A 14,033-nucleotide genomic window follows, 5' to 3' on the forward strand; every position below is an offset into this window, starting at 1 on the left:
GCAGCTCTTCACAAGCGGGAAGCGGATGCTCCGCCCCTCTCTCTCCCACCCCTTACTTTGCCGACGCACCGCAGACGTCGCGACGGCAGGGCGACAGCACTCCGAAGCGGAAGGAAGGGACGCCATGCGCCGACGGGCTGCCAAAGCCGCCTCCCCCTGAAAGGATCGCCGTGACCCGGGTGTTGCCGATTCCCAGTTCCGCTTTTCCATCGCCGGTCACGTCGCCGGCGGCTAGAGCCGTGATCCGGTCACTGCCATCGACCGGATAATCATTCGCCACCAGCTGATTGGTGACCAGCGCGCCCTTGGTCTGGCTCCAGGAGAAGGTCATGACCCGCTGGAACCCGACAGATTTGTTGCCGTGAGGCATGCGTCCAACGATAATTTCGTCCAGACCGTCGCCGTCCAGATCCGCCATGGCGACCCGCGACGCGGCGATATCCCTGGCCCAGGTCTCGCCGATAGGGCGTTTGTTGTCGTTCTTCGGCTCGGTGTAGTTGCGGTGGAGATCGGTCTCCAGCACCTTTACCCGCAGATTGACAGAGCTGTCGCGGGAGACCGCAATCTCGTCGAGTGCATCTTCATCCAGTTGCCCGACGGCAATATCGGTGGCGCGTGCTCCCGGTCCCCAATCCTCGCCAGCGGTGAAAAGCCGTGTGATCTTCAGTGCCTTGGTCGGATCCCCCGAAGCGCTCCCGCTATCCAGTTCGATGGAAAAGGCATAGATCCTGGCCTCGCCCTTCCTGTCCGCATCAGTCAGCACAATCAGCTCCTTTTTCTGCGGAAGGCGCGCGCCCGCAGCGTCCAGACCACACGCATTGACCGGATCGAGCACACCGTTCAGGGGATAAGGCGCCTCGCAGCCCAATTCGGCCCAGGCCACTGCAATCGCCTTGTGTCCGTCAAGATGACCGTCGAACCGCAGGGGAAAATACTGGTCCTGCGCCGCCGTTCCCTTGCGCCCGCGCATGATCACTTGCACGGCGCCAGGGCGCGTGCCCTGATAGCCACTCCCGCGATCCTCATCGTCGGTCGCCACCGCGATCTCGTCGATCCCATCCCCATCCAGATCCCCAAAGGCAATGTCGCGAACGGAAGACGTACCCCAGTCCTTCCCGATCTCGAAATAGGGCATGAGGCGCCCCTGAGGGTAAGCTCCTTCATATCCATAGACCGCCATGCGCATGTTCACGGTGCTGCGCCGGCCGATGGCGACTTCCTGCCGGGGAATTTCGCCATCGCGGGACAGGGCCGCCAAACGCTCGCCGATGTTGCCCATGGCAACCGCCGTCCCATAGGCACCGTTGCCCCAGTCCGCGCCGGTCAGGCTGCTGCCGCGCAAGGGGGCGTAATTGGTCATGCGGTCAAGCACATGTACCCGCGCCTCGCCGGCAACAGGCGTGTCGGACACCACCACGACCTCCCCCTTGCCGTTGCCAGTAAGGTCGCCAATGGCTATTCCGGTCGCCGCAAAGGCGTTGTGCCAGTCTCCGCCTCCGAGATGATCTTTCAGGCCCGGATAAAGCAGGCGGAGCCCCTGCTGGTCGAGCCTGGAGAGCACCTCGCCTCCCATCAGCTCCTCATCGCAGTCGGCGGCGACGCATTCGATGGTCTTGCGCGCCGTGATCCCCAACGTGACTGCCATGCGCTTGCCGAATGCGTGACTGGAATAATGCATGATCGACGCATAGTCGTAGGGCGTCAGGGTCTGTGTCGCATCCTCCTCGGCGCGGTCAAAATTGCCCTCCACGTCCTCTTGGATATTGTCGGAAAGGATCCGGACGTATTTTTCCCTGTCAGGCCTGTTTTGCTCATGGAACATCCCGAGTGCATGCAGGAGCTCGTGGGTCACCGTCCTGTTTCCAGGCCGGACACAGCGATCATTCAGGATCAGGACCTGCTCGTCGCTCTGGCGGCCGACAGGCGAGCTTCCGCAGACATTCGTCACGCTCGAATCCTGCCGGATTAACAGTTTTCCGCCATATCCAGGTTCGTTGATGAAGCGTACATTGCTCACCTGCTCGATCCGGTCCATGTGCTCGCGGATAATGCCTTCCTCGCGCAGGGTGAAATCACCTGCTGAAATTTCGTAGGGAACCACTCCGTCCGGCCAGAGCAGATCCGGATCGCTCAGGGCAAGCAACGGCTGGCGCACGGTGCGCAGATCTCCGGTGCCCGAAAGATCCCGCTCGGGCTGGGGGGGCGGCGCGGGCATTCGCCCACTATACCAAGGCGCCGTCTGGTCCCCTGCCTGCCGCCGGGCGATCTCGTCTTCTGCGCCCAGCACGATGTCATCCATCAGCGCGAGGCCGTCTTTGGCCCGGTAGGTCACCCGCGACACTTTGGAGGCAAATGGCAGACGCAACATGGCACTGCGCGTTTCCCCCAGCTTGAGGGTAAGTGATGCGATATGGTTGGTTGTCACGCCGATGAGGCCGAGCGCATTGCGGCATCCGTGGCGGACCTTTTCAGAAAAAAGAGTGTGCCCCGGCGCACGGACCACTACCAGAACCTCCCCGGCCGGCAAGGATCCCTCGATCGTGTCCGTCAGCTTCGCCTGACCGCCGAGTACCTCTGCGCCGCCATCACTCTTGACGAAATAGCGCAGAGATACTTCCTCGGGTGCCTGCATCGCAGTTTCGATGAAAAGCCGGAACGGACAGGTCAGACGCGCGTCTGGCCTGTCAATCGGGAGAACGGGCAAGTCAGGTTTCTTGAGGTCAAGCTGGAGCTCCCCGCCAGACGGGAGGACGCCTTGCGCAGAGACAGGATTCGTCCCCGCCAAGCAAAGCAGTGTGACCGGGAGCACGGCGGAAAGGCGCGGAAGACCACAGCGCAGCCATGCCGTGCAAAAAAGCGAAAGTAGCATGGAAATCCTCTTAAAAAACAGAAGCTTCCAGGAAAAAATGCGCCCCTGAAGCTGAGGAACCGACAAACTACCCTAACGTAAATTTCAAAAAACAAAACCCGCTCGATCCGGATTTTTCTGTCACCACCTCGCTCTAGGCTTGCGTGAGGAGTTATCCGGAGACGATCGAACAAAAAGACATCCAGACACGAAAAAACCCGCCGGAAATCTCCGGCGGGTTTTCTGAAATCGGTCCTTCGACCAGATCTGCGAAGCGATTAACGCTTGGAGAACTGGAACGAACGACGTGCCTTTGCACGGCCGAACTTCTTGCGCTCGACCACGCGGCTGTCGCGGGTGAGGAAGCCGTTCTTCTTCAGGATCGCGCGCAGTTCCGGCTCGTAGTGGGTCAGAGCCTTGGAGATGCCGTGACGAACGGCACCGGCCTGACCGGACAGGCCACCACCGGTGACGGTGGCGACGACGTCGAACTGGCCATCACGGTCGCAGAGAACGATCGGCTGACGCAGGATCATCTGCAGCACCGGACGTGCGAAATAGGCAGTGAAGTCCTTGCCGTTCACGGTGATCTTGCCGGAGCCCGGCTTGACCCACACGCGGGCAATGGCGTCCTTACGCTTGCCGGTGGCATAGGCGCGGCCCTGTGCGTCCAGCTTCTGGACATGCACCGGAGCTTCCTGAGCAGCAGACACGGCGCCGCCCAGCTCTTCCAGGGAGTTCAGCTCAGCCATTAGTCAGCCCTCTTCCCGTTCTTTTCGTTGAGGCTCTTGACGTCGACCAGTTCCGGCGACTGAGCTTCATGCGGATGCTCTGCACCGGCGTAAATGCGCAGGTTCTTGAGCTGCTTGTTGGACAGCGGACCGCCCGGCATCATGCGCTGCACGGCCTTTTCCAGGACGCGCTCCGGGAAACGGCCTTCCAGGATTGCACGTGCGGTGCGCTCCTTGATGCCGCCCGGGTGGCCGGTGTGCCAGTAGTACTTCTTGTTGTCGTACTTGCGGCCGGTCAGCACGACCTTGTCGGCGTTGATGACGATGATGTTGTCACCGGTGTCGACGTGGGGCGTGTAGGTCGGCAGATGCTTGCCGCGCAGGTGGTTGGCGATGTAGGCGGCCAGGCGGCCGACAACCATGCCTTCTGCGTCGATCAAGATCCACTTTTTCTCGACCTCAGCCGGCTTGGCAGAGAAGGTCTTCATGTGTGTCGATCCATGATTGGGGTCGTTTAAACCAAAAGGCCCGCGAGCCGCCGGATCCCGGCGCTGACGGACCTTCATTCGTCGGCGCAGCTTATACGTCAGGGAAAAAGACCGGTCAAGAGCATTCATTCGAGCGACAGTGCGAAAAAACAAGCAAAAACAATAGCTTAAAAAAACGGTATTATATTACCACTTCTTTTTGCCCGGCTTTGCCTCACCGTCAGCCGCTCCACGGGCCATCTGCGTCCAAAAGCACCAGCCACGGCGCCTTGAGCGCGAATTCGCGTCAATTGCGGCCAATCCATGGCATGGGCCGCGCACGACATCAAATATACCCGCCCGACCCGCAAATAATCCCGTTGCTGCCGACACTCCGCAGGAGGAACATCAGACCGCCCGCTACACCTGCTTTCCGCAGATCCCTGCGGGCGGCTTTGCGCGAAAGCCAATCGCGTAACAGGCAGACCTGCCCTTTCCGGATTGCCTTCCCATGTTCACCACTTCCTGGCTCATGGCTCTTGGTGGAGCCGCCACCGCCTTCGCGGTGATCATCTTCCTGTATCTTGCCCTGCGCGCGGTTCACGGCACCAAGGCCATGCCCGCCTGGGTCTGGGGCGACATGATGACCCAGATCGTCTGCGTGATGCTGACGGCCGGCTTCGCCGTCACCGCCATCGGCACCTTCGTCGCCGCTTCCCGCCTGCCTTTCGAGGTCTGGGGCGATTCGGCCATTGCCCTGGCCCTCCTGCTCGCCTCGGGCGCTCTGGCCGGCCTGGTGTTCTCCAGCCTGCGCGGGCTCGCCCACCGCATGAGCCACTGACCCTGACTGCCGGTGTGGAAACGCACCGGCAGTTCCCTCTCAGCTTGCACCCACCGCCGCAGCACCGTCCTGCGCCCGCGCCTCGTCCCGCGGCGGAATGGAATAGGTCGCCGTTGCGTGGGCGCAGAGATCCTCGTCCCCCTCGCTGGCGAGAAGGCACTCCACCACGGCCAGACGCTTGCCCAGCTTCAACAGCCGACAGGTGGCGATCATGTCGCCCGGCGCCGGGCGCTTCAGGAAATTGATGTTGAGATTCGTGGTCACCGCCATGGCCACCGGCCCCGCATGGGCCAAAACCACCGTATAGGCCGCCACATCCGCAAGCGTCATCATCGCCGGACCGGAAACGGTTCCACCCGGGCGCAGGTGCATGGTGGTCGTCCGCAGGCGCATCACCGTCTGTCCGGGCGCCACATCTTCCATGAAAAACCCGCCATTCACCTGCGGAAAATGATCCTTCAGGAACGTCCGGACCTCCTCCAGCGTCATTACAGGCTGCATGCTTCCTCCCAAAATCCGCGCCAGTATCTAACGCTTACGTAAACGGTATTCGTGCATCCTGACAAGGGCAACACCGGCAACCGCGCGGCGCTTCTCCCCAGCCGGCCGTGACCGCTGCTCGCCACGCTCTCCCGCGCAGTCTATAAGACAGGAAGATCAAGAAGACACGCAGATGTGCCACAGGCCCGTGCTGCAAGCCCTTGCCCATCAGGAGGAAACAGGACCATGAGCGAGCTCGACGCCGCCGCGACGCCCCAGACCGAAGACCGCCCGCTGCTTGGCACCCTGCTCCACCAGGGCGTCTATCGCATCGTGATGCAGCGGCCGGAGCGGATGAACGCCCTCTCCCGCCCCATGATGGCGGCGCTTTCCGCCGAGCTCACCCGCGCGGCCGAAGATCCGGCGATCCGGGTGGTGCTGATCGGGGCGGAAGGCAAGGTCTTCTGCGCCGGCCATGACCTGAAGGAACTGACCGCCGCCCGGGCCGAGGCCGACGGCGGCAAGGCGACCTATCAGGCGATCATGAAGCAATGCGCCGACCTGATGCAGCAGATCGTGCGCTGCCCCAAGCCGGTGATCGCCGTCGTCACCGGGGTGGCCACGGCCGCAGGTTGCCAGCTCGTCGCCTCCTGCGATCTGGCGCTGGCCACCGACACGGCCACCTTCTGCACCCCGGGCGTCAACATCGGGCTCTTCTGTTCAACGCCGATGGTGGCCCTGTCGCGCAATGCCTCGCCGAAGCAGGCCATGGAAATGTTGCTGACGGGCGAGAGCATCGACGCCTCCACCGCCAAGGACTTCGGCCTCATCAACCGCATCATCCCGCGCGACTATCTGGAGCAGGTGGTGCAAAAATACGCCGAGGCCATCGCCTCCAAGTCGGCCCACACTCTCAAGATCGGCAAGGAAGCCTTCTATCGGCAGATCGAGATGCCCCTCGACAAGGCCTATGACTATGCCGCCGGCGTGATGGTGGAGAACATGATGGCCCGGGATGCGGAGGAAGGCATCAGCGCGTTCCTGAAAAAGCGCAAGCCGGAGTGGAGCGACAGCTGACCCGCAGCGCCTTTTTCGGCCGATAGCCGTTAGCCAATGGTCAGTGGACAAATGTCAGCGGTCAGCGGTCGAAATCGAAATTCCGGCGACGCTGTTCCCACAGCTTCTCGCCGATCAGGCAATCATAGGGCTCTGCCGGGCGGAACTGCACCGGCAGGGCCCTTTTGCCGGAAGCCCCCTGATCCGCGAAATAGGGTGCAGCCGGATCCGGATCTGAGCTCGGTCCGGGTCCGTGTCCGGGCGCGACCCCGCCGATCTCCATGACCAGCTTGCGCCGCACGGCTTCGGGAAATTCCGCCCAGTCCCACACGGGCACCACGAAACTGGTGGGACCGCCGACGACGCAGGCCTGATAGTAGCGGTCGAGCCCGTCGATGCTGAAACCGGAATAGGCGCCGCCCCTTGTCATCAGCGGCAGCCCGTTGATCACGATGCCCTGTTCCACCGCCGCGTCGCGGGCCGCGACCACCGGCAGGCCCTCGTTGTTGGGGCCATCTCCGGAAATGTCGATCACCCGCCGCTCCGCGTCGAAGGACAACCGCTCGAACAGGGCCGAAGCGCTGCGGATCGCGCCGGAAATCGACGTGCGGCTTGCCCCCAGACTGCGCCCGGCCAGAAGATGGGCCGCGACCGCCTCCGCGTCCTCGCGCGTCTCGATCACGGTCCAGTCCAGCACCAGCTGGCTGTGCCCCTGCCCGGCCCATTCCAGAAAGCTCACGGCGATGCGCCCATGCGCCCCATAGCCGATGGCCTGGAGCACGGCGGGATCGGCAATCGCCGCCGCATAGCCCTTGCGCTGGATGAGGAGCTCATCCACCGCCATGGAGCGGGAGACATCCACCGCAAGCACCAGCGCCACATCAACGGCGGCCGGAGCGCTCTGGGCCTGTGCAGAACCTGGCCCGCCAAAAGACAGGCCCGCGCAAAAGGCAGCGCAAAGGGCAAGAGCCCCCGCCAGCGCGACAAGACAGGAAGAATGACGATTTTCACCCATGCCGTTACGGTAACCCGTGCCGGATCGCCCGTCAGCGGCAAAAGCCGCGCTCTCGGCCCCGCGCCGGTCACGCTTCTGTGAGACCGCAGGATCCCGATCGTGCTGCCGGCGCCGGGAAAAGCCGTTGCAAGCGCCGGCGTTTCCTGACTGGATGGAGCGGTTTTCGAAGCACGAGAGTGACTTGCATGAATCACGACGCCTACCCCGACGCCTATATCAAGGCCATCCTGGACGAGGTGAAGACCATTGCCCTCGTCGGCGCCAGCGCCAACCCGGTGCGTCCCTCCCACTTCGTGACGAAATATCTTCTCGCCAAGGGCTATGAGGTCTGGCCGGTCAATCCGGGCCTCGCCGGCAGCGAACTTCTGGGCCAGACGGTATATGCCAGCCTTAAGGACCTGCCCGCCACCCCCGACATGGTGGACATCTTCCGCAATGCGGAGGCCGCCGCCGGGATCATCGACGAGATCCTCGGACGCGGCACCACCTCCGGCACCCTGCCGAAGGTGATCTGGATGCAGCAGGGAGTGCGCCATGACGCCGCCGCCGCCCGGGCGGAAGCCGCCGGGATCCGGGTCGTCATGGATCGCTGCCCAAAGATCGAATACGGCCGCCTCTCCGGCGAGATCGGCTGGATGGGCGTGAACTCCCGCACCATCTCCTCCCGACGCCCGGTCCTCAAGCAGGGCTTCCAGCGCCGGGGCCTCGCCGACGATCATGGCTGAGCCGTCAGCGATCCGATAAACACTGACAGAATCGCCAGACCTTCCGGCCAGACGCCCAGCCCGCTCGATCCGTTGATGTGCCCCAGATCGCCCAACACCAGAAAGCGGCTTCCCCACAGCCGAGCTTGCGCCTGAGAATAGGCAACGGAGCCATAGGGATCGTTCGAGCTGGCCACCACCATCGAGGGAAACGGCAAGGCCTTTGCCGGCACCGGGCGAAAACTGGCCGCTGCATCGGGAAACGCAGCGCCGTCAGGGTCCGGGAGCGCCACCAGAAGGGCCCCGGCAATCGGCACTCTTGTCCGGGCCGCCCAATGCGCCACAAGAAGACAGGCAAGGCTGTGCGCCACGAGAACGGGAGGTGCGGAACAGACGCCGATTGCCCGGTCCAGCGCAGCAATCCAGTCATCAAGCTCCGGCGCATCCCAGCTCGTCGGCTGAAACCGCAAGAAGCGATTGTCGCCTGCTTCCCAAAGGCTTTGCCAGTGGTCCTGCCCTGAATTTCCGATCCCCGGCAAATTTAGGATTTCCATCGTCGCGTCCTTCCGCAATGATCTGAGATCAGCACAGCTTGCCGATGAAATTCCGGCGCAGGAATGGGAATTCATCGGGAAAGAGATGCTAAAGCCGATGAATTAAAGGTCGACCATGCAAAAGACAGCGACATCCCGTCCACCCCTCGATCCGACGGATATCGCCATCCTCGAGATCCTGCAGGAGAACGCGCGCATCGGCATCTCCGAACTGGGCCGGCGCATCGGCCTCTCCCAACCCGCCACATCCGAGCGGGTCAAACGGCTGGAAGAGCGAGGCGTCATCACCGGCTATGGCGCTCGCATTTCACCCGAGGCGCTAGGACTTGGCATGATGGCCCTGATCCGCGTCGCCACCACCCATGAGCATATCAAGCCCTGCCTCAAGCAGTTTGCCGAGATGCCGCACGTCATCGAGGTTCATCGGCTGACGGGCGAAGACTGTTTCCTGCTCAAGGTCCTGGTGCCGGATCCGGGTCAGCTCGAAACCATCGTCGACGCGGTCGCCCGTCATGGCGCCGTCAAGACCGCGCTCGTCCTGCGCAGCGAACCCGCCAAGCCGCTCGGACGGGAGCTCCTGCGCCGTCTCTAGGCCTGCGAGCCACGGGGAAGCACCCGCTGCTTCATAAAGAGCTCTGCCCCTTTACGGGTGTCGTCCCCTCCGCCACACTGCGCAAAACTTACGAGGAGGAAACATTTGATGAGCGAAGGAATTCCCGGCTTTTCCACCCTGGCGATTCACGCCGGTGCCCAGCCCGACCCGTCCACCGGCGCCCGTGTGACGCCGATCTACCAGACCGCGTCCTTCGTCTTTGACGACGTGGATCATGCGGCCTCCCTGTTCGGCCTTCAGGCTTTCGGCAACATCTACACCCGCATCACCAATCCCACGACGGCGGTTCTGGAAGAGCGCGTCGCAGCGCTTGAGGGCGGCACGGCAGCCCTTGCCACGGCCTCCGGTCACGCGGCTCAGCTGCTCGCCTTCCACGCCCTGATGCAGCCCGGTGACACGATCGTTGCCGCCAACAAGCTCTATGGCGGCTCGATCAACCAGCTCAATCACTCCTTCAAGAGCTTTGGCTGGAACGTGCGCTGGGTCGACCCGGCCGACATGGGCGCCATCGAGGCGGCCATCGACGGCACGGTGAAGGCGATCTTCATCGAAAGCCTGGCGAACCCGGGCGGCGTGGTCACCGATATCGCCTCCATCTCCGCCATTGCCCGCAAGCACCGGGTGCCGCTCGTCGTCGACAACACCCTGGCCACTCCCTATCTCTGCCGCCCGATCGAGCACGGGGCCGACATCGTGCTCCACTCGCTGACCAAGTTCATGGGCGGCCACGGCAATTCCATGGGCGGCATCCTGGTGGATGGCGGCAGCTTCGACTGGTCGGCCGACGACCGCTATCCCATGCTGTCCAAGCCCCGCCCGGAATATGACGGCCTCGTCCTGCACGAGACCTTCGGCAACTTCGCCTTCGCCATCGCCTGCCGCGTGCTGGGCCTGCGCGACCTGGGCCCGGCCATTTCCCCCTTCAACGCCTTCATGATCCTGACCGGGATCGAGACCCTGCCCCTGCGCATGCAGCGCCACTGCGACAACGCCAAGGCGGTCGCGGCCTTCCTGAAGGGCCACGACAAGGTGGGCTGGGTGTCCTATGCCGGGCTGGAGGGCGATGCCTATCACGGGCTGCAGCAGACCTACATGCCCAAGGGCGGCGGCGCGGTCTTCACCTTCGGCCTGAAGGGCGGCTATGACGCGGGGGTGGCGCTGGTCTCCAACGTCCAGCTCTTCTCCCATCTGGCCAACATCGGCGACACCCGGTCGCTGATCATCCATCCGGCCTCCACCACCCACCGCCAGCTGACCGACGCGCAGAAGACCGCCGCCGGTGCCGGGCCGGACGTGGTGCGTGTCTCCATCGGTCTGGAAGATGCGGCCGACATCATCGCCGATCTGGCCCAGGCGCTCGATCCGCTCTGAGCCGACAAACCATGCAAGAAGGGCCCGCTCTGCGGGCCCTTCAGGTCAGCGAACCATCTGACATTCGCGCCCGGGACGCAGGCAGAGCCTGAAGATCCGGCATCGATGAGCCCCGCCCCCCATAGCCACTGGACCAGAAAGCTCAAGGACGGGACAAGAGAGATCTCTGGCTCACCGATCCCGGGTTGCGCTACGCTTGCCCGGGATGACGAGGAAGAGAGTGCTGCCGAAGCCTCGTCCCTCCGCCGCGCCGTCCCGGCCCTGAGCCGGGACCCACTCTTCTCTCGAATATCCATTGGAGCGTCGGTTGTGAGGTCCCGGATCTCCGCTTGCGCTGCGTCCGGGACGGCGGAGCGGTTATTGACCTTCCGAAAGGCTATCCCCCTCTGGCAAAGTCCCTCCACCGTCCTCCCGAACGAAGGCAAGGCCCGAAGATCCGGGAGCCGTGCGCCAAGAACCTGATCAGCATGACGACGCACCGGCAAGACACGACATGCACCAAGTGGGCCCGCACTGCGGGCCCTTTTCACGTTTCGCTCAGGCTGCGGCGGAGACCGCGCGGAAGGGCAATTCGCGCACCTCGCCCCCCGTCACCTGCAGGATGCTGCAATGAGGCACCTCGACCCAGGCATCAGGCGCCTTGTCGAGCGGTTCGGACACCACGGTCGTGCCTTCCGCGAAGCGCCGGTAGTAGAGGCTCGGCGCCAGATGATCCGAGGCATAGCGCGCCGCAAAGAGGCTCTCCCCGTTGGACCAGGCGGCGGCAAAGCGCATGTGCGGCAGGCCATCCGCCTCGCGGGCGATCTGCTCCACATCCTTCACCGCCCGCACCATCGCCCCCACCGGATCCGCGTCGAGACCGTAGCCGACCGCAATCAGGAACAGGGCCTCGCTGTCGGTCGCGCCCGTGCGGTAGCGATAGAGGTGATCGGGGATCAGCGCATCGAGCCGCTTGCGCACCCGCTCATAGCCGCCCACCTGGCCGTTGTGCATGAAGCACCAGCGGCCGGAGGTGAAGGGATGGCAGTTCTCGTGGTTCGTGGCCGTGCCCGTGGAGGCGCGGATATGGGCGAGAAACAGCGGCGAGCGCACATGATGGGCAAGCTGCAGCAGGTTCGCATCCGACCAGGCCGGTCGCACGTCCTTGTAGACGCAGGGCGCCTGACGGCTGTCGTACCAGGCCATGCCGAACCCGTCCGCATTCACCGGCGTCTTGCACGAGACCGCGTTGCGGCTCTGATGCACCAGCGAATGTTCCGGTCCGCAGACCAGTTCCTCGAGATATTTCGGAGTCCCGCTCCAGGCCGCCCAGCGACACATCAGGCCGCCTCCGCCCGCACCCGGAACCGGGCCGTGGAAGGATCGGCCTCATAGGCCAGACAGGACGGATAGGGCGCACGCGCCAGCTCCGCCACGGCGCCGAGAATGGTCTCGACCTTCTTGTCGCTCATCAGGACACTCAGATTGAGCCGGGTCCAGCCCGGCTTTTCCATTTCCTCTCCAGACAGGATGGCCTGACGCAGGGCTTCGGAGTGGTCCTGATCCAGCCCCAGCAGCCGATGGGCATAGGGGCCGGCGCAGGCGCATCCACCGCGCGCCTGAATCCCGTGGAGATCTGCGAGCATGCGCGTGACAAGTTGCGGATGCAAGTTGCCACCTTCGCGCATGTCACGGATGCGGAAGGAAAAAATCGGAAGACTGTGGCGCTTCTGCGGCTGGCCGAGCAGCTCGATCTCCGGGCAGTTTCCCCAGACCTCCAGCGCCCGCGCCTTCAGCGCCGCGTGTCGCCGGTCCATGACCTCCTGACCGATGGCATCCTTGACCAGGAAGGCGAGCGCGGCGCGGATATCCCCAAGCACGTTGGGCGTGCCCGCCTCCTCGCGCACCGCCACATCGGTGCTGTAGTCATGGCCCCAGGGCGAGACGAATCGCACCGTCCCGCCGCCCGGAACGCTCGGCCGGGTCTCGCGCACCGCATCCCGGCGCAGGACCAGCACGCCGGACGCCCCCGGCCCGCCGACGAACTTGTGCGGCGACACCACCACCGCATCCATCCCCTGCCCCATGTCGATGGGCAGATAGGGCCCGCCGCCCGCATAGTCCCAGACCGAGAGCGCCCCATACCGCTTCAAGAGTGCTGTGACGGCGGCGACACCGGTCAGGATCCCCGTGACATTGGACAGGGCGGAAAAGGCGCCGACGACAAGCCGTTCGGGATCCGCCGTCCGCAGCACCCGCTCCAGCTCGCCCAGATCCGGACCGCCGGTCTCCGCTTCGCCGATCTCGATCACCTCCGCCCCGCTTTCGCGCCATGGCAGGATGTTGGAGTGATGCTCGTAGGGACCGATCAGCACCAGCGGCCGCTCGCCGCGCGCCACCGCACCGGAGACCCCGAGCAGCGTCACCAGCCGGTTCAGCCCGGCGGTTGCTCCGTTGCCGCAGAAGATCACCGCATGGCTCGCGTCCGCGCCGCAGAGACGCGCGATTGCGGCCCGCCCCGCCCGCCGCAGCCGGGTCATGAAGGCGCCACAGGTGGAGGCCTCCGTGTGGCTATTGGCATAAAGCGGCAGCACCTCCTCCAGGATGAAATGCTCCACCTGGCGCAGGGCCCGGCCGGAGGCGACGTAATCCGCATAGATTAGCGGCTTTGGGCCGAAACCTCCGTCGATCATCCGCCCCTCGCCGATGACACCTGCGCTCAGCCGGGCAAGATGGTCCGGCCCGGCGAGGCTGTCGCGGAAGGATTGGAGAAGGGTTTCAGCATGATCTGGGGTCATTTGATCGCTCCGGGGCTTGAGAACCGGATGCTATGATCGGCAGGCCTTGGATTTCATCACAGATTTCTCGGGACGACACGGGCATATTGTGTCATATGACCCAACATGAAGCACGCTCTCGACCCTCTTGATCGAAAGATCCTCAAGGTCCTGCAACAGGACGCCCGCCTCTCCCAGCGCGAGATCGCGGACCGAGTCGGCCTGTCCCAGAATGCCTGCTGGCGCCGGTTGAAGGTGCTGGAGGAACGTGGCGTGATCCGCGGACACACGATCCGCCTCGACCCGCAGGAGCTCGGGCTGGGCCTGACGGTCTTCGTCATGGTGCGCACGCGCCACCACGCGCGCGAATGGCTGGAAACCTTCCGCCGCCAGGTGATCGCCATTCCCAATGTGATCGATTTCTTCCGCCTCGCCGGCGACTACGACTACATGCTGAAGATCATGGTCGAGGACATGAATGCCTTCGACCGGATCTATCAGGCCCTGATCGACAAGGTGGAGCTGGAGACCGTGACCTCCTACATCACCATGGAAGCGATCGCCGACAGCCGCGACCTGCCGCTGTGAACGGCACGG

14 protein-coding genes are annotated in these 14,033 nt (G+C 64.0%); 6 read left to right on the top strand and 8 right to left on the bottom strand.

All coding sequences use genetic code 11. The features are described from left to right. Positions 1 to 52: 52 nt before the first annotated feature. The 3 genes from FR728_RS08310 to rplM all read right to left on the bottom strand — a co-directional run bounded on the left by FR728_RS08310 (position 53) and on the right by rplM (position 4,067). Entirely contained in the window at positions 53 to 2,632 is a 2,580-nt protein-coding gene (locus FR728_RS08310; protein WP_188318819.1) for a M12 family metallopeptidase, read from the bottom strand. A gap of 494 nt (positions 2,633 to 3,126) precedes the next feature. Next, positions 3,127 to 3,600, bottom strand: coding sequence for a 30S ribosomal protein S9 (gene rpsI, locus FR728_RS08315; RefSeq protein ID WP_149892080.1), 474 nt, complete (start codon positions 3,598 to 3,600; stop codon positions 3,127 to 3,129). Further along, a complete protein-coding gene (gene rplM, locus FR728_RS08320; protein ID WP_149892081.1) occupies positions 3,600 to 4,067 on the bottom strand; it encodes a 50S ribosomal protein L13 in 468 nt (155 codons plus the stop codon). Before rplM ends, rpsI begins: the two co-directional genes overlap by 1 nt. A gap of 490 nt (positions 4,068 to 4,557) precedes the next feature. Here rplM and FR728_RS08325 point away from each other — a divergent pair, with 490 nt between their 5' ends. Further along, the gene (locus FR728_RS08325) at positions 4,558 to 4,887 is read left to right on the top strand and encodes a hypothetical protein (RefSeq protein WP_149892082.1); all 330 of its coding nucleotides are present in this window, start codon (positions 4,558 to 4,560) and stop codon (positions 4,885 to 4,887) included. A 39-nt stretch (positions 4,888 to 4,926) separates the two neighbouring features. Here the strand turns inward: FR728_RS08325 and FR728_RS08330 are convergent, their stop codons facing one another. Then, on the bottom strand, positions 4,927 to 5,388 hold the full coding sequence (locus FR728_RS08330) for a PaaI family thioesterase (RefSeq protein ID WP_149892083.1): 462 nt from the start codon (positions 5,386 to 5,388) through the stop codon (positions 4,927 to 4,929). A gap of 225 nt (positions 5,389 to 5,613) precedes the next feature. Between FR728_RS08330 and FR728_RS08335 the strand changes: the two genes are divergently transcribed. Next, a complete protein-coding gene (locus FR728_RS08335) occupies positions 5,614 to 6,444 on the top strand; it encodes an enoyl-CoA hydratase (protein WP_149892084.1) in 831 nt (276 codons plus the stop codon). Positions 6,445 to 6,505: 61 nt separating this feature from the next. On the opposite strand, the gene FR728_RS08340 is transcribed toward FR728_RS08335, so the two are convergent. Beyond that, positions 6,506 to 7,438 (bottom strand): DUF1194 domain-containing protein, encoded by a 933-nt coding sequence (locus tag FR728_RS08340; RefSeq protein WP_149892085.1) that lies wholly within the window; start codon positions 7,436 to 7,438, stop codon positions 6,506 to 6,508. Positions 7,439 to 7,623: 185 nt separating this feature from the next. Between FR728_RS08340 and FR728_RS08345 the strand changes: the two genes are divergently transcribed. Beyond that, on the top strand, positions 7,624 to 8,163 hold the full coding sequence (locus tag FR728_RS08345; protein ID WP_149892086.1) for a CoA-binding protein: 540 nt from the start codon (positions 7,624 to 7,626) through the stop codon (positions 8,161 to 8,163). Here FR728_RS08345 and FR728_RS08350 read toward each other — a convergent pair. Further along, positions 8,154 to 8,696, bottom strand: coding sequence for an RBBP9/YdeN family alpha/beta hydrolase (locus FR728_RS08350; RefSeq protein WP_149892087.1), 543 nt, complete (start codon positions 8,694 to 8,696; stop codon positions 8,154 to 8,156). The two genes, FR728_RS08345 and FR728_RS08350, sit on opposite strands and share 10 nt — an antisense overlap. A 115-nt stretch (positions 8,697 to 8,811) precedes the next feature. Between FR728_RS08350 and FR728_RS08355 the strand changes: the two genes are divergently transcribed. Further along, positions 8,812 to 9,288, top strand: coding sequence for an Lrp/AsnC family transcriptional regulator (locus tag FR728_RS08355; protein ID WP_149892088.1), 477 nt, complete (start codon positions 8,812 to 8,814; stop codon positions 9,286 to 9,288). Positions 9,289 to 9,396: 108 nt separating this feature from the next. Beyond that, a complete protein-coding gene (locus FR728_RS08360; RefSeq protein WP_149892089.1) occupies positions 9,397 to 10,680 on the top strand; it encodes an O-acetylhomoserine aminocarboxypropyltransferase in 1,284 nt (427 codons plus the stop codon). A gap of 537 nt (positions 10,681 to 11,217) precedes the next feature. Here the strand turns inward: FR728_RS08360 and FR728_RS08365 are convergent. Both FR728_RS08365 and FR728_RS08370 read right to left on the bottom strand, forming a co-directional pair. Then, positions 11,218 to 12,000: a class II glutamine amidotransferase gene (locus FR728_RS08365; protein WP_149892090.1), complete on the bottom strand. Its 783-nt coding sequence runs from the start codon at positions 11,998 to 12,000 to the stop codon at positions 11,218 to 11,220. After that, positions 12,000 to 13,457 carry an aminotransferase class V-fold PLP-dependent enzyme gene (locus tag FR728_RS08370; RefSeq protein WP_149892091.1) on the bottom strand — a complete coding sequence of 486 codons (1,458 nt, stop codon included), beginning with the start codon at positions 13,455 to 13,457 and terminating at the stop codon, positions 12,000 to 12,002. Before FR728_RS08370 ends, FR728_RS08365 begins: the two co-directional genes overlap by 1 nt. A gap of 105 nt (positions 13,458 to 13,562) precedes the next feature. Between FR728_RS08370 and FR728_RS08375 the strand changes: the two genes are divergently transcribed. Beyond that, on the top strand, positions 13,563 to 14,024 hold the full coding sequence (locus FR728_RS08375; RefSeq protein ID WP_149892092.1) for an Lrp/AsnC family transcriptional regulator: 462 nt from the start codon (positions 13,563 to 13,565) through the stop codon (positions 14,022 to 14,024). Positions 14,025 to 14,033 lie beyond the last annotated feature (9 nt).

This window comes from Roseibium aestuarii (genome assembly GCF_008477545.1).
Classification (GTDB): Bacteria; Pseudomonadota; Alphaproteobacteria; order Rhizobiales; family Stappiaceae; genus Roseibium; species Roseibium aestuarii.